The sequence below is a fragment of the Streptomyces sindenensis genome (genome assembly GCF_014649035.1).
Taxonomy (GTDB): Bacteria; Actinomycetota; Actinomycetes; order Streptomycetales; family Streptomycetaceae; genus Streptomyces; species Streptomyces sindenensis.
On the sequence record NZ_BMSG01000025.1, the window covers coordinates 43,481 to 62,422 of the forward strand.

The window sequence follows — 18,942 nt, forward strand, 5'->3', positions numbered from 1 at the left end:
GGCGGCTACTCCTTGCCGGGTACGGGGGCGGGGGCGGCGGACGCGGTGGTGGCGGTTTTGGAGGCGACGGCTCCTGAGGCAGCGGCTCCTGAGGCGGCACCGGCGGCCGGGGCGCCGGCGGACGGGCCGCTTCCGGCGCGGGAGAGAACGAGCAGCAGGGCCCAGGTGATCAGCAGGGAGAGCAGGGACACCGCGACCGACATCCGGGCCTCGGCGCCGGAGACGGAGACGATCCACACCGCGAACGGCCGGAAGCCCAGCAGCGAGGCGACGGTGTACTCGCCGAGCACCAGGGCCAGCGTGAGGAAGGAGGCCCCGGCGAGGGAGGAGCGCAGATTGGGCAGGATGACGCGGAGGATCACGTACAGCCGCCCGGCCCCGCAGTTCCGGGCCGCCTCCACCAGCGTGGGCACGTCGACCGCGCGGAGCCCCGCGTCCAGCGAGCGGTGCACGAACGGCAGCGCCAGCACGGTGTGGGCGAGGACCAGCACCACCGGGAACGACTCGTTCTGCACGGCGAGGAAGGTCTGGTAGAGCGGCGTGCGGGAGAAGTGGTCGGGCCCCCAGCGCAGCACCGTGGCGATCCCGGTGACCAGCGCGATCGGCGGCACCACCAGCGGCAGCATGCAGACGATCTCGACGACGGCGCGCAGCCGGGGCGGCCCGAGCCGGACCGCGACCAGGGCGGGTACGACGAGCAGCAGGGCGAGCGCGATGGTGGCGGCGGCGAGGGAGAGCGAGAGGAAGAGGCTCTCGGTGAAGCCGTCGGCCGACAGGATCCCGCTGTACGCGGCGAAGGTGAGGCCCTGCCCCGGCACATGGACGGTGAAGACGAACGAGGAGATCAGCGGGGTGAGGAAGTACAGCCCGGCGACGGTGAGCACGGCCCCGCGCCAGTAGCGGGGCCGGCGGCGGCGGGCCGTGACGGGCACGGCTCCCGGGGAAACCGGGGACGGGGAGTCGGGGGGCGTGGAGTCGGGAGAAAGGGAGACGGGGGTCAGCGCAGCCATCGGGAACTCCGTCGCTGGAGGGGCAGGTAGACGGCCATCACCAGTCCGGCGATCACGATCATGTCGAGGCTGAGCGCCAGGGCCACGTTCTCCTGGCCGACCAGGACGTTGCCCGAGAGGGCGTCGGCGATCTTCAGGGTGACCAGCGGGACGGAGCCGCCGACGAGGGCGGCGGCGGTGGCGTGCGCGGCGAAGGCGCTGCCGAAGAGCAGGACGAACCCGCCGAGCAGCGAGGGCGCGAGGACGGGCAGGCCGACGTGGCGCCAGAACTGCCCGGTGGAGGCCCCTGTGCTGAGCGCGGCCTCGCGCCACTGGGGGCGCAGTCCGTCCAGCGCGGGGACGACGACGAGGACCATGAGCGGGACGAGGAAGTAGAGGTAGATGACGGTGAGCCCGGTGAAGGAGTAGAGGTTCCAGCCGAGGGCGTCCAGGTGCCCGAGCTCCGTGACGACCCCGGAGATGCCGAGGGTCGCGACGAAGGCGAAGGCGAGCGGGATCCCGCCGAAGTTGGCGAGCACCCCGGAGGCGGTGAGGACCGCGCCGCGCAGGGCGCCGCGCCGGGAGGTGACGACGGCCTGGGCGATGAGCACCCCGAGCACGGTGGCGAGGGCGGCGGTCAGCGCGGAGAGCTGGACGCTGCCGGTGAGCGAGGTGAGGTAGGGCCCCTGGAGCGAGCGCGAGAGGTGCTCGCCGGTGAACTCGGTGGTCCCGGCGACCGGATCGGTGCGGGTGAACGCCCCGTACAGCAGGGCCCCGGCGGGCAGTCCGAAGCAGAGCCCGGCGAAGACGAGCAGCGGGAGCGCGCCGAGCCAGACGCGGGACGGGCGGCGGCGGGCCCGGCCGCCGCCCTGCTCGGCGGCCGCCCCGGGGCCCGGGGCGGCGGACGGGTGCGGGACGGTCATCAGGAGACGGCCTTGTCCCAGTTCTCGGCGAGGGTGGCGTTGGCCTCGTCCAGCTCATCGGAGCTGGGGAACGCCGGGGTGCCTTCGACCTTCGGCAGCTTGGCGACGAAGGCCTTGTCGGCGGTGCCGTCCTCGGTCATGGCGGGCAGCAGCACGGGGCGGGCGTACCCCTTGAGCCAGAGGTTCTGGCCCTCGGCGCTGTAGAGGTACTCCATCCACAGGCGGGCGGCGGCCGGGTGCGGGGCGTCCTTGTTGATGGCCTGCGAGTAGAACTGGGCGTACACGCCGTCGGCCGGCACGGAGACCTTCCAGTCGACGCCCTTGCCCTTGAACTGGTCGGCGTACCCGGCGTTCAGGTAGTCCCAGTCGATGCTGATGGGCGTCTCGCCCTTCTCGACGGTGGCCGGGGTGGACTCGACGGGGATGAAGTTGCCGCTCTTCTTCAGCTTGCCGAAGAAGTCGATGCCGGGCTGGATGTCGCCGAACGAGCCCTTGTTGGCGAGGGAGGCCGCGTACACGCCGCCGAACGCGGAGCCGGACTTGGTCGGGTTGCCGTTGAGCGCGACCTTCCCCTTGTACTCGGGCTTGAGCAGATCGGCGAAGGTCTCGGGGCAGGTGGTGATGCGGGCGGCGTCGCAGCCGATGGAGACGTAGCCGCCGTAGTCGTTGTACCAGCGGCCGTCGGCGTCCTTCTGACTGTCGGGGATCCGGTCCCAGGCGGTGACCTTGTACGGGGCGAAGAGGTTCTCGGCGGCGCCGCTGCGGGCGAAGGCGATGCCGAGGTCGAGGACGTCGGGGGCGCGCTTCTGGCCCTTGCGGGACTTGACGGCGGCTATCTCGTCGGAGCTTGAGGCGTCCGGGGTCTCGCTCTTGATCCTGACCTTGTACTTGGCCTGGAAGGCCTTGATGATCTCGCCGTAGTTCGCCCAGTCCGGCGGCAGGGCGATCACGTTCAGCTCGCCCTCCTTCTCGGCGGCGGCGACCAGCTTCTCCATCCCGCCGAAGTCGGCGACCGAGGTCGCCTCGGTCGACTTCACCCCGTTCACCCCGGTGGCGGCCTTCTCCTCGGGCGCGGCGCCGCACGCGGTGAGGGCGGTGAGGGCGGCGGTGGAGAGGGCGAGAGCGGCAACGGCACGGCCGTTGGCACGCGTGAGGGGGCGGGGTCGGGCTCTGTGCACGGTCTGTCTCCCGGAAGCGAAGTGAGGGCCACTTGTTCATACAAGCTGGCATCAGTTCGCCCGGCTCAGATGTCCGAGGAGTTAACGTCCGATGGCCGGTGCCGCAAGAGCCGAGGAAGAGGGAAGCCGGTGATATCGGGGTTTTGGCAGGTACGGAAGCCGTGCTCGGCCGGCCCCGGAGGGAGGGCCAAGGTGAGGACCGACCCATGTCCCGGACCAGCACCTGTGCGCAGCTCGGGGCGCTGACCGACGGGGGCCCGTGGGCCGCTCGCGAGGAGGCGGCCCGCCTGGACGTCGGGCCGGGCAGCGAGGTCCTGTACGTCCTGCGGCTTCGGCACCTGGACGGCGAGCCGGTGAGGGTGGAGCGGCGGGCGGGGCGGGGCGTGGCGGGGTGAGCCCCTCCCGTACCGCTTCAGCCGCCGGAGGTGTCCAGCTCCGCGTCGGCGCTGACGCCCGAGCAGTCGTACGGGTCCTTGAGCCAGCCGTCCGGGAGGACGACCCGGTTGTTGCCGGAGGTCCGTCCGCGGGGCCCGTCGGCGCCGTCGGGCCAGGGCTGGTCGAGGTCCAGCTCGTGCAGCTGGCCGCCCAGCTCCTCCAGGGAGGAGGTGATGGCGAGCTTCTTGCGCATCTCGGAGCCGACCGCGAAACCCTTGAGATACCAGGCGACGTGCTTGCGGAAGTCGATGACGCCCCGCGCCTCGTCGCCGATCCACTCCCCCAGCAGCGTGGCGTGGCGCACCATGACGTCGGCGACCTCCCGCAGGGTGGGCGCGTGCCGTTCGCCGCGCCCCTCCAGGGCGCTGACCAGATCGGCGAAGAGCCAGGGCCGCCCGAGGCACCCGCGCCCGACGACCACGCCGTCGCAGCCGGTCTCGCGCATCATCCGCAGGGCGTCGTCGGCGCACCAGATGTCGCCGTTGCCGAGGACGGGGATCTCCGGGACGTGCTCCTTGAGCCGGGCGATGGCGTCCCAGTCGGCGGTGCCGCCGTAGTGCTGGGCGGTGGTGCGCCCGTGCAGGGCGACGGCGGTCACGCCCTCCTCGACGGCGATGCGCCCGGCGTCGAGGAAGGTGAGGTGGTCGTCGTCGATGCCCTTGCGCATCTTGATCGTGACGGGGAGGTCACCGGCGCCCGAGACGGCTTCCCGCAGGATGGCCCGCAGCAGGGGCCGCTTGTACGGGAGCGCGGAGCCGCCGCCCTTGCGGGTGACCTTGGGGACCGGGCAGCCGAAGTTCAGGTCGATGTGATCGGCGAGATTCTCGTCCACGATCATGCGGACGGCCTTTCCGACGGTGACCGGGTCCACTCCGTACAGCTGGATCGAGCGCGGGGTCTCGGTCGCGTCGAAGTGGATGAGCTGCATGGTCTTCTCGTTGCGCTCGACCAGCGCCCGCGTGGTGATCATCTCGCTGACGAACAGCCCCTTGCCCCCGGAGAACTCCCGGCACAGCGTCCGGAAGGGGGCGTTGGTGATGCCGGCCATCGGGGCCAGCACGACCGGCGGCTGCACGGTGTGCGGGCCGATACGGAGCTGCGGGAGGGCGGGGGCGAGCGTGGTCATTGCTCCATTGTCGCGTACGCCGGACGGGTGGCGGGCCGGTCGTCCGGCGTACACCGCTGGGCGTCGGCCCGAGACCCCGAGGCGGTGCCTCAGAAGACGGACAGCCCGGTGAGCGTGGTGAACCGGTCGAGCGCCGCCACGCCGGCCACCGAGTTGCCGCGCCGGTCGAGCCCCGGGCTCCACACGCACAGGGTGCACTCCCCGGGCACGATGGCGATGATCCCGCCGCCGACGCCGCTCTTGCCGGGCAGCCCCACCCGGTAGGCGAACTCCCCGGCCGCGTCGTACGTACCGCAGGTGAGCATGACCGCGTTGACCTGCTTGGCCTGGCTGCGGGTCAGCAGCGCGGACCCGTCGGCCCGGACGCCGTGCCGGGCGAGGAACCCGGCCGAGAGGGCCAGGTCCGCGCAGGACGCCTCGATGGAGCACTGGCGGAAGTAGGCGGCGAGGAGTTCGGGGACCGGGAGCGTGACGTTGCCGTAGGAGGCCATGAAGTGGGCCAGCGCGGCGTTGCGGTCGCCGTGGGCCGCTTCGGACCCGGCGACCTCCGGTACGAAGTCGATGGCGGGGTTGCCGCTCTCCTCGCGCAGCAGCTCCCGCACCTGCCCGGCGGCGTCCCCGGTCAGCGTCTGGAGCCGGTCGGTCACCACCAGGGCGCCCGCGTTGATGAACGGGTTGCGGGGGATCCCGTTCTCGTACTCCAACTGCACCAGGGAGTTGAAGGGATTGCCCGACGGCTCACGGCCCACGCCCCGCCAGATCCGCTCGCCGTCCAGGGAGAGCGCCAGGGCCAGGGCGAAGACCTTGGAGATGGACTGGGTCGAGAACGGCTGCCGCCAGTCCCCGACCCCGTACACCGTCCCGTCCGGCTCGGCGACGGCCATGCCGAAGCGCCGGGGGTCGACGCCCGCGAGCATCGGGATGTAGTCGGCGGGCGTGCCGTGGTCGTCGCGGGCGGCCATCTCCTCGGCTATGCGGCTGATGACGGAGCTGAAGCGGTGCGGGCCGGAGCGCGGAGCGGCACTGCTCGCCGGGGCGGCGGCGGAGGCGTGGGACACGGCGATTCCTGACGGGGAGAGGAGCGGGACCGGGACAAGGATGCCCGGAATGCCCCGGCACGACGAACCCGCCGTGCGGGGCCCGCCTCCTCGCCCCCGTCAGTCCAGGATCTCGACGTACCCGTCCGTCCCGTGTACGCGGATGCGCTGGCCGTCCCGGATCAGCCGGGTGGCCCGGTCCACCCCCACGACGGCGGGCAGTCCGTACTCGCGGGCGATCACCGCGCCGTGGGTCATCAGGCCGCCCACCTCCGTCACCAGTCCCGCGACGCCGAGGAACAGCGGGGACCAGCTGGGGTCGGTGAACCGTGTGACCAGGATGTCGCCCTCCTCCAGCTCGGCGTCGGCCAGGTCGAGGATGACGCGCGCCCGTCCCTCGACGCTCCCGGTGGAGACCGCGAGACCGGCAAGCGCGCCCGTCGGCACGTCGTTACGCCGGTACGAGCCGGTGACGGCATCGCCGTCCGAGGTCAGCACCCGGGGCGGGGTGAGCGTCTCGTACGACCGGAACTCCTCCCTGCGCCGTGCGATCAGCCGGTCGTCGACCCGGCGGGAGCGGACGACGTCTTCCAGCTCCTGGAAGGTGAGGTAGTAGACGTCCTCCCGCTCGGCGAGCACACCGTCCCGCACGAGCCGCCCGGCCTCTGCCAACAGGGCCTGCTTGTAAAGGAAGTAGCGGCAGACGATGCCGTACTTCGGGTACTCCCGGTATCCGGCGAACGCCCGCACCTGGTCGATCATCCGCTTCGTCTCGTCGGCCTTTTGATCCCCGTCCGGCAGGGCCCGCAGCCGGGACAGCACGTCCCGCTCGGCCCGGAGCGCCTTCTGCCGCCCCTGCTCGAAGCGGCGCTCGGCGGCGCCCGGCCCGAAGTTCCGGACGTTGTCGAGGATCGGCGGGACCAGGGTGGCGGGGCGCTCGCTCCACCGGGGCCGTGTGATGTCGATCTCGCCGACGCAGCGCATGCCGTAGCGGCCGAGGTACGTCTCGATCGCTTCGCGCGCACGGGAGCCGCCGGGCAGTTTCACGAGCTCGTCCAGGAAGGCGGCGTCCCGTACGTCCACGCCGTTCAGGAATGCCACCACCTCGGGGTGGGGGCGGATCGCGTCGGCCACGTCGAGCAGGTCGAGACCCATCTCGGACGTGATGTTGCCGGGGGCGGAGAGCGTGAGCGTGTCAGCGGCGTTCTTCTCGCCCAGCCACTCCCCCAGCTTGTCGTTGAGCCACCATGTGGCCTCCATCCCCGCCGTGATCGCCCGCATGCTCACCGGGTCGCCGAGCACGCGCTTGTGCTCCTCGAACGCCTCCGCCAGGAAGTCGAACAGCTCCGGGCCGCTCTTCGTCCGGATGTCGCGTTCGAGGGCGGCGAGGGACGTCTCGCTGCGTTCGACCAGCTCCGCGACGACGGCCGGATCGGCCTCGGTCACCGGGGCCTCGGACGGGCTGCCCGCCGGAGGGCCGACGGGGTCCGCGTCCGGAACCGGCGGAGCGGACCCGTCCCGCTCCAGCACCGTTTCCAGGGCATCCCTGACCAGCGGGTCGCTCTTCCCCAGGATGTCCAGAAGAGCGGCGCGGGACGCGGGCGAGGCCAGCCGCGGGGTGACGTCGACGAACAGCCGCCCGCCGGCCTCGTGCATCGGCACCATGGCGGTGCGCTGCCACATGGACCAGCCCAGCGGTTTCATGGCGTCGGTCATCATCTGCTGATGGCCCACGGAGACGTAGAGGCTCGGGGTCCGGCCGTCCTCCGCGGCCTCCGGCAGGGGCCCGGGGGCCGGGACGGGGAACAGCGTCGTGATCGGGCGGCTCTGCACGATCCGGAACCCGTCGTCGGTCAGGCACCACTCGATGTCCTGCGGACACCCGAAGCGGGCCTCGATCCGCCGTCCGAGCCGCGCGAGCTCCACCGCCTGCGCATCGGTCAGCGCCGGTCGCTCCCGCTGCTCCGGTCCGACCGTCACCTCCCGCGTGCCGCCGCCCGGCAGAGCGTGAACGGCGCGCTCCTTGACGGCGATCGTCCTGGCGACGACCTCGCCGTCCCGCACGGCGAAGACGTCCGGGTTCACCAGCCCGGAGACCAGCGCCTCGCCGAGCCCGAACCCGGCGTCCACGGTGGCGGTCCGCCGGTTGCCTGTGACGGGGTCGGCGGTGAACAGGACCCCGGACGCGTCCGGGAAGACCATGCGCTGGACGACCACGGCCATGTGGACCGTCCGGTCGTCGATCCCGTTGCGCCGCCGGTAGGTCACCGCGCGCTCGGTGAACAGCGAGGCCCAGCACCGGCTGATGTGCCGGAGGACCGCCGCGGTCCCCACGACGTTCAGGTACGTGTCCTGCTGCCCGGCGAACGAGGCCGTCGGCAGGTCCTCCGCCGTCGCGCTGGACCGCACGGCGTACGCGGCCCCCTCACCGGACCGGGCGACCGCCCCGGCGATCTCGGCCGCCAGGTCGTCCGGGAGCCCCGCCCCTTCGACGGCCCGCCGGACCTCCGCGCTGAGCTCCCGCACCGCCTGCCGGTCGTCCGGGTCGGCGTCCGCCAGCCGGTCGAGCAGCGCGTCGACGGCCGAAGTCCGCGCCACGACCCGCCGGTAGGCGTCCGTCGTCACGCAGAAACCGTCCGGCACCCGGACCCCGTCGATCCGGGAGAGCGCACCGAGATGGGCCGCCTTCCCTCCGACGAGCCCGGCCCGGTCCTCGTCGACCTCGCCGAGACCGAGCACGTACGACCCGCTCACGCCGCCCCCTTCGCGTCCCTCGTCGAACTTCTTGTCGCGCACGTCGTCATTCCAGGTGTCTTCCGCAGGCTGTGGCATAGGCGGACATTCTGAGCCCCACCCGGGGCCTTGCGGCAAGACCCCCTGTGCGCTATAAGTTGAGAGTGGCGAGGAGAGGTGTCTCCTCGCCTTTGTGCTGCGTACGAGCCCCGGCGCCCTCGGGCGTCCTTCTCACCCGGGGGTTCAGCGGGGTGCCCCGCTGGGCGGCTGTCCCCCCGGGCCTCCGCCGCTCCCTCCGCCCGGTCCGCCTCCGCCCGGTGCGTCGCCCCCGGCGGGTTCGGTGCTGGTGTCGATGGGCACGGTGAGGGTCGCCGTGTAGCCGGCTTTCGGGGATCCGGTGGTGGCGGCGAGCTGGTGGGCACCGCCGTCGTCGCCGAAGACGTTGTCGGTCTTGAGGGTGAGCCGGGCGAGGTTGGCGACAGAGGCTTCGTAACCGGTCGTGGCGAACACGGCGTCGCAGACCTTCTCGGGCAGCGCCAGTTGGGAGGTCGACAGCCGTTTGCCGTAGTCGGTGACCGAGTCGAGGTCGGGGTACACCTCGAAGTGCACATGCGGCCAGCGCCCCGGGTAGCAGGCGGGGAAGACGCTGACGAACGTCACCCGGCCCCGGCTGTCCGCCACTTGTACGCCGCGCAGATAGTTCTCGTCCTCGATCCCTTCGGAGTACAGCGAGTACTTGCCGTCCCGGTCGCACTGCCAGGCGTAGACGGCCGCACCGGCCATCGGCTCGCCGCCCTCGACGATGTCCAGCACGGTGAGTTCGAAGGTGAGGGGGATTCCCTGGGCCGTCGCACCCGAGTCTCCGAAGCCGGACCGGATGTCGCGCCGGACGATGCCGTCCTTGTCCAGGACGTTGACTCCGTTCGTTCCGTCCGCGGGGTAGGGGCCGTTGGTCTCGTCGGGGATCTCCGTCAGCGAGGAGTCCACCGCCGCGGAGGACGAGGCGGAGGGAGAGGCGGAGGTACGGTTCGCGGGCGTGGAGCCCGAGCCGCACGCCGCGAGGGCGGCCATCCCGCCGACCCCACCGAACAAGCCCAGGACCCTTCTGCGCGAGTGCAGCGTGCCGAGGTCGAACCCCAGGCCCTGGTCGACGACCTCTTCCTCCGGGTACGGCAGCGGGCGCCCCTGGTAGGCGGGGCCTTCGGGCGTCATGCCGGGTTTCGGCGTCATGCCGGGTTTCGGCTCACTCATCGCGTGCGCGCCTTCCGTCAGCGGTGCGGGACAACGGGGTACGTCGACCCCGCTGCTCCCACCATCACCGCCGAACCCGTGACCGGCCTCGGCATGAGCTGTGAGCCCGCTGAGAAGGCTCCGCACGCAGGCCGATGCGTGGTCGGCGAGCGAAGGCTCCAGCAGGCCGAAGGCGGTGTCGGCCTCCACGGCCGTGATCGTTCAGTTCGTCGAGCGGGTCACGCCGTCCGCCCCCGAGGAGACGTGAGCGCCGCCGCCGTGGCGCGTACGAAGCCCTCCGGGTTGTCCAGCATGATGTTGTGGCCGCAGTCCGGGACGGGGACGACGGACACCCCGGCCCGGGTGAGCGCCTCGGCGCCCGGGAGCGGCCCGTCCGCCTCCGGCAGCAGGTAGGTACGGGGAATCTCCAGCTCCACCAGCAGTTCCCGCATGGTGGGAACGGTCCCCCGGACGAGATGGGTGGCCGTACGGTGCAGGGCCTCGCGGCCGGTGAGGCGCATGGTGGACCACCAGCCGGGCCCCACCCGGTCCCGGACCTCTTCCCAGCCACCGGCCAGGAACTCCTTCTCCCCGTACGCGGCGATACCGCTGCTGCCGCCCGCCCCGGGCACGGGCGTGAGCGGATCGAGGTTGGCGTCGACCAGGACCAGCCGGGAGACCAGACGGGGGTGCCGGGCCGCGAGCACGACGGCCACCGAGCCGCCCATGCTGTGCGCGATCACTTCGGCACCGGTGACGCCCGCCGACTCCAGGGCCCGCGCGAGGGCGTCGGCGTGCGATTGAAGGGTGTAGTCGAAGTCCGTCGGCCGGTCGCTCAGCCCGTGCCCCAGCAGATCGATGAGCAGCGAACGCCGCCCTGCCAGCAGCGGATGCACCGCGACCTCGGTGAAGTAGGCGGGCGACGTCGCCCCCAGGCCGTGTACGTATACGCGGGGCGGCTCCTCCCCCGGCAGCTCCACCCAGCGCATCCGGTCACCGCCCGCCGTCACCGTGGTCGCCCGCACAGTCCGCCCCCGTCCCCGCTCCGTGATCCATGTCCGTGTTCGGGACGAGAAAGTAGCCCTTGATCCAGGTCCGCCGCCGCCCCTTTCGAGCGGGGGCTGGGCCCGGACGCCACGCGGGCGCTCCTGGCGCACGTGGGCGGCGAGCCGGGCGGGCGGCGCGTGACCGATCCCGTCCACGAGAACGTACGCCCCGGACGATGCCCCATCGTGATGCACGGGTGCACAACCCTGGGCGGCTGCCGGACGTCTGAAGATCGCCGGAGGGGTGAACCTCCGGCGCCTTTCCGTACGGAGATCGGGGATCAGGTGGGGAAGCAGGTCTGGAGAGCCGTCGTGGCCGGTGGTGCGGCCGCGGTGTTCACGGCCGTGGCCGCGGCGCCGGCCGGGGCGGCCGAGGGCGGGGCCTCGTTCAGCCGTATCCAGGTGAACGGCGGCAAGCCGATCGTGATCGGGACGACGAACGAGGTCGCGGTGCCCGCGTCCTTCCGGATGACGACCACGAAGCAGTGGAAGCAGCCGGGGTTGGTGTTCCTCCACCGCGACAAGGGGAAGGAGCAGCTGTGGCACTCGATCGAGACGAACGACTGCCCCAACCGGATCGGCGTCTGCGACATCAACGAGACGATGTACTTCGACCCGAGCGTGTGGGACATGCGCAACAGCGAGGCCGGGGTCTGGCGGGTCGGGGCCGAGGTGCGGTTCAAGGACGGCGGCGGTGACACCGACGACAAGGGCATGGCGGTGTACGTCCAGCGCAACTCCCGTCTGACCGTGAACGCGTCGCCCGAACCGGTGGCGAAGGGCAGGACCATCACCGTGACGGGCAAGGTGACCCGGGCCAACTGGGAGACCAGGAAGTACGCCTCCTACGGCGGCCGCCACGTCAGCCTGCAGTTCAAGCCCTCCGGCTCCACCTCCTACACCACGGTGAAGAAGATCTACGCGGACGGCTCGGGCAACCTCAAAACGACCGTGAAGGCCTCCAGAACCGGTACGTGGCGCTGGGCGTACTACGGCAACACCACCACCGGGGCGTCGAAGTCGTCCGGGGACAACGTCGTGGTGAAGTGAAGTGAGGTGACGGCGGCGGGGCCGCAGCCCGTCGCAAGCGCGTCGGGCCCCGGCCCCGCCGCTGCGCCTGCGCGGCCTGGGGTGCCCCTCGTGGACCACCCCACCGATGGCCTTCCGTCTACCGGAGTTGCTGGGCGCCTCCGACTCGGCCGGGAAAGCCGGGGCCCAGCCGGAGGACGGTCATGCTCCTCCGCCCGCGAAGAAGCCGACGCAGGCGACGGCGAGCAGCAGGAACACACCCGGGAAAGCGATGTTGTGGAACACGCGCGCACGGACATGGGCCAGGATCGCGCCGACGTAGAACAGCGTCAGTCCGACCGCGGCCGCCAGACCCAGCCCGTGGACACCGAACAGACCGATGGCAAGGCCCGCGGCGCCGGCGAGTTTGAGGGCTGCCAGGTAGGGCAACGCCGCGGGCGGAACGCGTACCTCGGCGGAATTGGCCAGCACGAAGGGTGCCCGTACGTAGTCCGCGAAAGCGATGGACACGTTCGCGACGAGACTCGTCACGGTGGCGATGAGCAGTACGGAGGTCATGTGTTCACCGTCTGTCGGCTCATGGCATTCTCATCTCCTCGGGAGCCGTGCCGGGAAGCACGGCAGGAAGGCGGACAGGAAAGGTTCAACCGACCCTCCTGACGTCCGCCCTCCCACAAAGGTGACACCCTTGCCGATCACGGCCGCAGAATTCGAGACCGCCCGACCGCGTCTCCTGTCCGTCGCCCACCGCATCCTCGGCTCGGCCCAGGATGCCCAGGACGCTGTCCAGACCGCATGGGTACGAGCAGCCGCCGCCCGGTCGGCACCGCCGGTCGAGAACCCGACAGCCTGGCTCACCACGGTCACCGCCCGGGTCTGCCTGGACGAGCTGCGTGCCCGACACCGCCGCAAGGAAGCACCGCTGCTCGCGGACGCCGTCCCGGCGGAGGACCTGGCCGCGGACGAGGCGGTCCTCCGCGCCGAGGATGTCTCACGGGCGCTGATGGTGCTGCTGGACCGGCTGACCCCGCCGCAACGGGTCGCCTACGTCCTGCACGACCTGTTCGCCACGCCGTTCGACCGGATCGCGGAGGTGCTGGGCACGACCGTGCCCAGTTCCAAGCAGCATGCCAGCCGGGCACGCCGACGCCTCGCCCCCGCCGGCGCCCGCCCGGACGCGGAGCACACCGGCCGCGCCGATCAGCAGCTCGTGGACGCCTTCATGGCGGCGGCCCGTACCGGCGACACACGCAGAATGGTTCAGTTGCTCGCGCCGGACAGCGTCCGTGACGCCGACGCGGCACTCCTGCCGCACGGCGGTCGCACCATCGTGACCGGCGCCGCCGGCATCGCGGCCGAGACCGGGCAGTTCCGCGAGGGCATCCGTGCGGCCTGCCGGCTCACCGTGAACGGCTGCCCGATGTACGTCATCGCCCCGGGCGGGCACCCCCTCGTCCTGATCGAGATCGGCACGTCGGGGGGCCGGATCACCCGCATCGCGTTGCGGCCGGTACGAGCCGACGACCGGTTCGACGCCCCCGAGCCGCTGACCCCTCCGGAGGCAGGGGTCCTGCCTTCCGCTCGCGATACGCGCTGACGGGCACCATCGCCCTGCGGGGCGGGGCGAGGCTCGGAGGGGCTGGGAAGGTCCGCCCCGGATGCCCGCGGCGATCGGATCACTCCGTGACGGGCAGGCACTCCGCGAGCAGAGCGACGACGTCGCACCAGGCTCGCCGGGCGTGCCGTGGGTGGTGGCCGACGCCGGGGCGCACGGTGTGGCCGACCGGCGGGTGGTGGAAGGCGTGCAGGGCTCCCCCGTACACCACGAGCCGCCAGTCGACGCCCGCGGCCTGCATCTCCGCGGTGAACGCGTCCCGTTGGGCGGGGGGCATGATCGGGTCCTCCGATCCGACCCCGGCCCACACCGGACAGCGAATGCGTGCCGCCTCCCCCGGCCGACCGGTGGTCAGGGCGTTGACCGTGGCGATCGCACGCAGGTCGACGCCGTCACGGCCGAGCTCCAGGGCGACCGCGCCCCCGGTGCCGTAGCCGACGGCAGCGGTCCGGCCGGGGTCGGCCCGTGGTTCGGCACGCAGCACGTCGAGCGCGGCGTACCCGATTCCCCGGAGCCGTTCGGGGGAGGCGAGCAGCGGCAGGCAGCGGGCCAGCATGGCGTCCGGGTCTCCCAAATAGCGCCCGCCGTGGAGGTCGAAGGCCAGCGCCACGTACCCCAGCTCGGCCAGCGCCTCGGCCCGGCGGCGCTCGACGTCGCTGAGCCCCACCCCCTCCGGCCCGATCAGAACGGCGGGCCGCCGCCCGGCACCGGCCGGGAGGGCCAGGTGTCCGACCATCGTCAGGTCGTCGGCCGGGTAGGTGACCGTACGGGTCGTGATCGTCGTCATGCGGCTGGACGGTACTGACTGCCACGCCCGCGCGGCGCGATATTCGCCGTTGGCAGAGCAGCCGTCGGTCACGGGGAGGGAGGGGAAGGGCAGGGAAGGGAAGGGAGGGGGTGAGGTGGGGACCTCGTGCGCAGGCCCAGGACCGACTCGACGAGCGCGGCCTACTTCTTGTGCCACTCGGCGACCGGCAGACCGTCGGGGACCTTGAGCTCGAACGCGCCGCCGATGGCCGTGTCCAGAGCGGAAGCCGGGTCGTTGCCTGCACCGAAGGCGCTGATCGCCAGCAGTTCCTTGAGCTGTGCCCCGGTGCCGCGGAACGCCCTGGCCCCTTGCATCGCCGTTCGTGCCCCGTCCGCGTCCATCGGCTTGTTCATCCTCTCCAGCAGGTCCGGAGAGACCCAGCACTCCGGAATCTGTTCGAGGTCCCACTCGGCGTACCAGTGCGTGTTGTTGAGCCAGTTGCGCGGGGGAACCTGGCCGTCCACGGCCACCAGGTAGAAGGTGAACTTGATGTTGCCGAGGGAGCGCCAGTCCGCGACGTTCGTGTGTTCGCTCGCCCTGCCCGCGGCCGCGTTGTCGTAGGTCGACGCGATCTCCTGGAAGCCCGGCGGGGTGTTCGGGTCGCTGCCGGTGTAGTGGCGGATCGTCCACCGCTTGGCCAACAGCGGCGCGGCCATCCTCCGGCGAACGGCCTTGACCTTCTGCAGTGCCTCGGATGCGTCCTTGATGCTGCCGAGCATGTCGAAGTCGGCCTGTCCTTCGCCCGCCGGGAACTGCTGGGACGTCATGTACTTCATGAGCTCCCAGGCGTCGTCCTCCGAGTGCCCCGACTTCTTGAGGGCGGCGACGATCTGCTCGGGCGTCTTCGCCTCGCGCAGTTCCTCGTCCGCGGTCCGCTGGATGGGCGCGGCCCCGGAGCCGCGGTCCGGCCCGGCGGTCTGCGGGGCCGCCTGCCCGGCCTCTCCGTGCGCCTCCTGCCGCTCCCGGGCGATCGCGCGTGCGACGGCCGCGTTGCCCGCCGCCCGTGGCAGGTGGTGGTGCGGTCCGCCAAAGGGGTCGGTGTCCGCGAAGCCCGTCGTCCGCCCCTGCGGGGACCGCTGCTCGGCCTCTTCCTTCTCGCTGCTGTGTGCGCGCACGGGCGCTCACCCCCGGTCGTGGACTACACCTCGGACCACAGCGTGCGGCGGAACGTCGGTCCGGGGGAAGGGACAGGAGGGCAGACCGCGGGTAGCGCGAGTGCCCTCGGAGCCGTGATCCGTGTCCGCTCGGTCGGATCACGGGCCGGCTCGCTGAGCACGAACCGTACGCGTCGGCCGGGGCGGACCTCAGGCAGGTGCCGCACGGCGCGGTGCGCTGGGCCCACCGGGCGCACAGCAAGATGCCCCACCGTGCGCGGCACGGCGGGGCATCTTGCTGTGCTGTTCGTCAGACGGTGTCGAACGTCCCGCTCCGGACGCCGACGACGAACGCCGAGAACGCGGTGGCGGGGACCTCGACCACGGGCCCCTCCACGACCTTGGAGTCACGGACCGGGACGATGCCGCGCGCGGCGGCGAGGTTGGCGGCGACCTCGATGCAGTCGCCGCCGTTGGAGCTGTACGAGGACTTGAACCATCGGGGAGACTCAGGCATCACGGGTGTCCCTTCGCCGCAGGAAGCACCACCATGCACGACGGGACCGAACGGGCACCAGAGGGCCTCGACCCGGGCGACGTTACGCGTCGAAGTCGTACTCCAGGACGTACGCGGCGGCGTCGAGCACCATCTCGTTGACCTCCACCACACGCCCCTCTTCCGCGAAGGCAGTCCGACAGATGAGCATGACGGGCGTCCCGGCCGGAAGACTGAGCTTCGCCGCCTCCTCGGGCAACGGCATGCGTGAGCGGATCTCTTCCCGGAAGTGGACCGGGCCGTAACCAAGTTCGGCCAGCCGAGCGTAGATCCCGCCGGGCCCTGTGTCCGGCTGAGTGATCGCTGAGCCCTCTACCAGAGATGCCGGGAGGTACGAGGTCGAGAGCAGTACGGGTTTGCCGTCCAGCACGAACCGGCGGCTCCTCAGCCAGACCCGCTCACCTTCTTCGAGACCGAGCACGCGCGCCACGTTCTCCGAGGCGGCCCCGTCGCGGACTTCCACCTGGTCAACTGTCAGGTCCCGATCCCCGAGGTCGGCATCCCAAACGGAACGTCCAGATCCCCACTGCTCGCGCATCAATCGCGGAATCCCACGGCGCCTCAGCGGTTGGAAAGCCCGTACAAAGACTCCGACACCTTTCCGCGCTTCCGTCAGGCCTTCACTCTGGAGCACACCCAAGGCTTGCCGGGCCGTCATGCGTGCAACGCCGTACTGCGACATGAGGTCGTTCTCACCCGGGAGGCGCGCCCCAGGCTCCAATGCCCCTGACTGGATCTCTGCCTTCAAGGCTTTCGCGATCCGCTGGTACTTGGGCTCACGGCCAGTGGCGTCGGTAGCCATCTACGGGTTCCTCTCCTCTCCAGGCAGCCTAGTCGCGCAAGGTACTCGCGCGACATCCGGGAGGCCGCGCGAGTCGCTTCACTCGCCTGACCTGGGCATTGTGCGTGAAGCGTGAGTCGACTCGCGCGGCCTGCCTCACCCCGTCGGCGATGCAGAGCTGAGCCAGCTCCAACAGCCGCGTTGACATCTCTAGAGATCTAGAGTTCTCTAGAGATGTCAACGCGAGTGGTGACTTAGAAGCGCCACGCTCGGCAGCCGTGCTGCGCCGACACGAGGAGCGATCGATGTACGGCGAGAACTTATGCCCGAATAACCAGGAGCCCTCCGACCTCCCCGCCCTCGGAACCCTCCTGGTCGACACCAGCCGCGCCGACCGCGTGGGCGAGTTCCGGGGGCCCGCCGGCCCCTACTGGTCGCTGAGGCCCGTCGGGGGCGGTGCGGAGTGGGAGGCCGAGCCCCGCCACGTACGCCCCGCGCTCCTCATAGAGCAGCTCCGCGCCCGTACCGCACGGCTCAACGCCCGCAGCCGGGGTGAGGTCCTGTGAATCCGGACCGGCATCCGCATCCCGCCCACGACGGACCCGGGCCGTCCGCATGAGGCGCGTGACGGAATACGCCGCAGAGGTCACCGTCTCCAACGGGCAGCGGTGCGCCACCCTCGGCGGGGTCGTCGTACGCAACCGGCGGCTCGCCCTCCTCTGGCTCCGGCGGCAGGCGCTCCGCCTGGCCAACAGCCATGGGCTGCCCCTCACCCCCGAGCCCGTACGGCTGTCGGCCGGCGAGGACGTACGGCCGGTTCACTTCCACGGCTCAAACGCGCCCGAGGAGTTGCGCCACTGGGCCACCCACGGCCCGCACCAGGACCACGCGATACGGGCCCTGGAGGCCGGGTTCCCCGCGCTGTTCACCGTCTCCGATCCCGCCGTCGGGCTGAGCCTGACCCTCGCCGGGTGGCACAGCCACCCCGCCGACCGATAGCCCCCGACACGAACCGGAGGTGAACCCCGTGCTCCAGTGCACCGCCGTCACCCTTCTCCCTCCCGATGCCGTGCTGCGGCTCACCACCCCCGAAGCGGACAGCTCCGCAGACCCCGAGCCCTACGTCCTGTGCGAACTCGGCGAGCACCACGACCAACGAACCGAGCACGCCGCCTACCTCCGGCCCGGCCGAACGCCCGACTCACCGGCCCTCTGGTTCTACTGGACCGGCAGCGGCCCCCAGCGCACCCACCGGGCCGAGACCGCGCCCTGGTGCCCCGCCGTCCTGCGCCGGCTCGACTCCGGACTCGTACGGCGGTGCGCGCTCTTCGACCACCACACCGCAGCCCACTCCTGGGACGTGACCGACCCGCTCGGCGACCTGATCGCGGAGCAGTTCGTCTCCGGCGACTCTCCCGAAGGGTGACCCCGCAACCATGAACCAGTGCACCGCCGTCGCACTGCTGCCCCCGCCGGAGCACGTACTCGCCCTCTCCGCCCCCGAAGACCACCGCCCCGAGGCCGGGCACGTCCTGTGCGAACTCGGCGAGAACCACGACGGCGACCACTGCGCGATGCTGTGGGACGAGGGCGGACGCCCCGGAAGCGCCGTCTGGATCCGGTGGAACCGGGAGCGCGCCCGGCTCCTCCCGCTCCCCTGGTGCCCCGACCGCGACCCCCACAACACCGACGACGCCTGCGGACTCTTCGCCGGACACCCCTCCGGACACAGCTGGGAGATCACCGACCCCACCGACGAAGCCATCACCCGGCATCTGGCCCGACAGCACCCCCACCTGTTCCGATAGGCGGAGCCGGAGAACCTGAGCAGGACATCGCCAGGGTTCCGACTGACATCGTCCGGCGCAGGAAGGAATGGCGGGAGAATGGGGCCGGTGAACACCCAGGTGAGGAAACGTATTTCGGCGTATGCCATCGCCGTGCGGGATGGCCGGCTGTTGTTGGCCAGGTTGTCGGATGCCTCGCCCGTCTTCATGCCAGGGCTGTGGCACCTGCCCGGTGGGGGCATCGATCCGGGCGAACAGCCCGTCGAGGCGCTGGCCCGCGAACTCCTGGAAGAGACGGGCCTTGAACTGGTCGAGGCTCACCTGCTCGACGCGAGGACATACTCGGCCCGGAGAAACGGGGTGAGTTGGAGCCTGACCGCGTTGTTCTACGCGGTGGCTCTCGGGGAAGGGACACCCACGGTGACCGAGGTGGACGGTTCCACCGAGGCGGCGGTATGGGTGCCTCTCGCTGACGTACGGGACGACACGGTGCTTTCACCTGCCGCTGCCGACGCCACGCGCATGCTGGATCGCGCCAAGGCAGCCTTCACAGGCATACGTTGATGGCTTCGCGG

The 18,942-nt window shown here is 71.4% G+C and carries 21 protein-coding genes; 8 read left to right on the plus strand and 13 right to left on the minus strand.

Going from position 1 to position 18,942, the window contains the following annotated elements:
• Positions 1–5: 5 nt before the first annotated feature.
• The 3 genes from IE145_RS23970 to IE145_RS23980 are packed head-to-tail and all read right to left on the minus strand — an operon-like array spanning position 6 to position 3,090.
• Positions 6–1,010, minus strand: a complete 1,005-nt coding sequence (locus IE145_RS23970; protein ID WP_229825777.1) for an ABC transporter permease — start codon at positions 1,008–1,010, stop codon at positions 6–8.
• Positions 998–1,912, minus strand: a complete 915-nt coding sequence (locus IE145_RS23975) for an ABC transporter permease (protein WP_189527512.1) — start codon at positions 1,910–1,912, stop codon at positions 998–1,000. The genes IE145_RS23970 and IE145_RS23975 overlap by 13 nt, the downstream gene beginning before the upstream one ends.
• Positions 1,912–3,090, minus strand: a complete 1,179-nt coding sequence (locus IE145_RS23980; protein WP_189527513.1) for an ABC transporter substrate-binding protein — start codon at positions 3,088–3,090, stop codon at positions 1,912–1,914. The genes IE145_RS23975 and IE145_RS23980 overlap by 1 nt, the downstream gene beginning before the upstream one ends.
• A gap of 206 nt (positions 3,091–3,296) precedes the next feature.
• Here IE145_RS23980 and IE145_RS34005 point away from each other — a divergent pair, with 206 nt between their 5' ends.
• Complete coding sequence (locus IE145_RS34005; protein ID WP_373296627.1) at positions 3,297–3,485, plus strand: UTRA domain-containing protein; 189 nt, start codon at positions 3,297–3,299, stop codon at positions 3,483–3,485.
• A 17-nt stretch (positions 3,486–3,502) separates the two neighbouring features.
• On the opposite strand, the gene dusB is transcribed toward IE145_RS34005, so the two are convergent.
• The 5 genes from dusB to IE145_RS24010 form a co-directional block, all read right to left on the minus strand.
• Complete coding sequence (gene dusB / locus IE145_RS23990) at positions 3,503–4,651, minus strand: tRNA dihydrouridine synthase DusB (protein WP_189527514.1); 1,149 nt, start codon at positions 4,649–4,651, stop codon at positions 3,503–3,505.
• Positions 4,652–4,740: 89 nt separating this feature from the next.
• Positions 4,741–5,709 carry a glutaminase gene (locus tag IE145_RS23995; RefSeq protein WP_189527515.1) on the minus strand — a complete coding sequence of 323 codons (969 nt, stop codon included), beginning with the start codon at positions 5,707–5,709 and terminating at the stop codon, positions 4,741–4,743.
• A gap of 99 nt (positions 5,710–5,808) precedes the next feature.
• Entirely contained in the window at positions 5,809–8,520 is a 2,712-nt protein-coding gene (gene rph, locus IE145_RS24000) for a rifamycin-inactivating phosphotransferase (protein ID WP_189527516.1), read from the minus strand.
• A 144-nt stretch (positions 8,521–8,664) separates the two neighbouring features.
• On the minus strand, positions 8,665–9,633 hold the full coding sequence (locus tag IE145_RS24005; protein ID WP_189527572.1) for a dioxygenase family protein: 969 nt from the start codon (positions 9,631–9,633) through the stop codon (positions 8,665–8,667).
• 257 nt (positions 9,634–9,890) lie between these two features.
• Positions 9,891–10,640, minus strand: coding sequence for an alpha/beta fold hydrolase (locus IE145_RS24010; protein ID WP_189527573.1), 750 nt, complete (start codon positions 10,638–10,640; stop codon positions 9,891–9,893).
• A gap of 342 nt (positions 10,641–10,982) precedes the next feature.
• On the opposite strand from IE145_RS24010, the gene IE145_RS24015 reads away from it, so the two are divergent.
• Positions 10,983–11,747 carry a hypothetical protein gene (locus tag IE145_RS24015; RefSeq protein ID WP_189527517.1) on the plus strand — a complete coding sequence of 255 codons (765 nt, stop codon included), beginning with the start codon at positions 10,983–10,985 and terminating at the stop codon, positions 11,745–11,747.
• Positions 11,748–11,927: 180 nt separating this feature from the next.
• Here IE145_RS24015 and IE145_RS24020 read toward each other — a convergent pair whose 3' ends face one another.
• Entirely contained in the window at positions 11,928–12,284 is a 357-nt protein-coding gene (locus IE145_RS24020; protein WP_189527518.1) for a DoxX family protein, read from the minus strand.
• Between the two features lie 130 nt (positions 12,285–12,414).
• Between IE145_RS24020 and IE145_RS24025 the strand changes: the two genes are divergently transcribed.
• The gene (locus tag IE145_RS24025) at positions 12,415–13,323 is read left to right on the plus strand and encodes a sigma-70 family RNA polymerase sigma factor (protein ID WP_189527519.1); all 909 of its coding nucleotides are present in this window, start codon (positions 12,415–12,417) and stop codon (positions 13,321–13,323) included.
• A 79-nt stretch (positions 13,324–13,402) separates the two neighbouring features.
• On the opposite strand, the gene IE145_RS24030 is transcribed toward IE145_RS24025, so the two are convergent.
• The 4 genes from IE145_RS24030 to IE145_RS24045 all read right to left on the minus strand — a co-directional run bounded on the left by IE145_RS24030 (position 13,403) and on the right by IE145_RS24045 (position 16,601).
• Entirely contained in the window at positions 13,403–14,128 is a 726-nt protein-coding gene (locus IE145_RS24030) for a dienelactone hydrolase family protein (protein WP_189527520.1), read from the minus strand.
• A 161-nt stretch (positions 14,129–14,289) separates the two neighbouring features.
• Positions 14,290–15,264, minus strand: a complete 975-nt coding sequence (locus IE145_RS24035) for a hypothetical protein (protein ID WP_189527521.1) — start codon at positions 15,262–15,264, stop codon at positions 14,290–14,292.
• A 289-nt stretch (positions 15,265–15,553) separates the two neighbouring features.
• Positions 15,554–15,763 carry a DUF397 domain-containing protein gene (locus IE145_RS24040; RefSeq protein WP_189527522.1) on the minus strand — a complete coding sequence of 70 codons (210 nt, stop codon included), beginning with the start codon at positions 15,761–15,763 and terminating at the stop codon, positions 15,554–15,556.
• Between the two features lie 79 nt (positions 15,764–15,842).
• A complete protein-coding gene (locus tag IE145_RS24045; protein WP_189527523.1) occupies positions 15,843–16,601 on the minus strand; it encodes a GntR family transcriptional regulator in 759 nt (252 codons plus the stop codon).
• A gap of 284 nt (positions 16,602–16,885) precedes the next feature.
• On the opposite strand from IE145_RS24045, the gene IE145_RS24050 reads away from it, so the two are divergent.
• From IE145_RS24050 to IE145_RS24070, 5 genes are all read left to right on the plus strand, one after another.
• Positions 16,886–17,146 (plus strand): hypothetical protein, encoded by a 261-nt coding sequence (locus tag IE145_RS24050; RefSeq protein WP_189527574.1) that lies wholly within the window; start codon positions 16,886–16,888, stop codon positions 17,144–17,146.
• Positions 17,147–17,195: 49 nt separating this feature from the next.
• The gene (locus IE145_RS24055; RefSeq protein WP_189527524.1) at positions 17,196–17,579 is read left to right on the plus strand and encodes a hypothetical protein; all 384 of its coding nucleotides are present in this window, start codon (positions 17,196–17,198) and stop codon (positions 17,577–17,579) included.
• A 28-nt stretch (positions 17,580–17,607) separates the two neighbouring features.
• On the plus strand, positions 17,608–18,006 hold the full coding sequence (locus tag IE145_RS24060; protein ID WP_189527525.1) for a hypothetical protein: 399 nt from the start codon (positions 17,608–17,610) through the stop codon (positions 18,004–18,006).
• A 10-nt stretch (positions 18,007–18,016) separates the two neighbouring features.
• Positions 18,017–18,388, plus strand: a complete 372-nt coding sequence (locus IE145_RS24065) for a hypothetical protein (protein ID WP_189527526.1) — start codon at positions 18,017–18,019, stop codon at positions 18,386–18,388.
• Positions 18,389–18,475: 87 nt separating this feature from the next.
• Positions 18,476–18,931: an NUDIX domain-containing protein gene (locus IE145_RS24070; protein WP_148902305.1), complete on the plus strand. Its 456-nt coding sequence runs from the start codon at positions 18,476–18,478 to the stop codon at positions 18,929–18,931.
• The last annotated feature ends 11 nt before the right edge of the window (positions 18,932–18,942 follow it).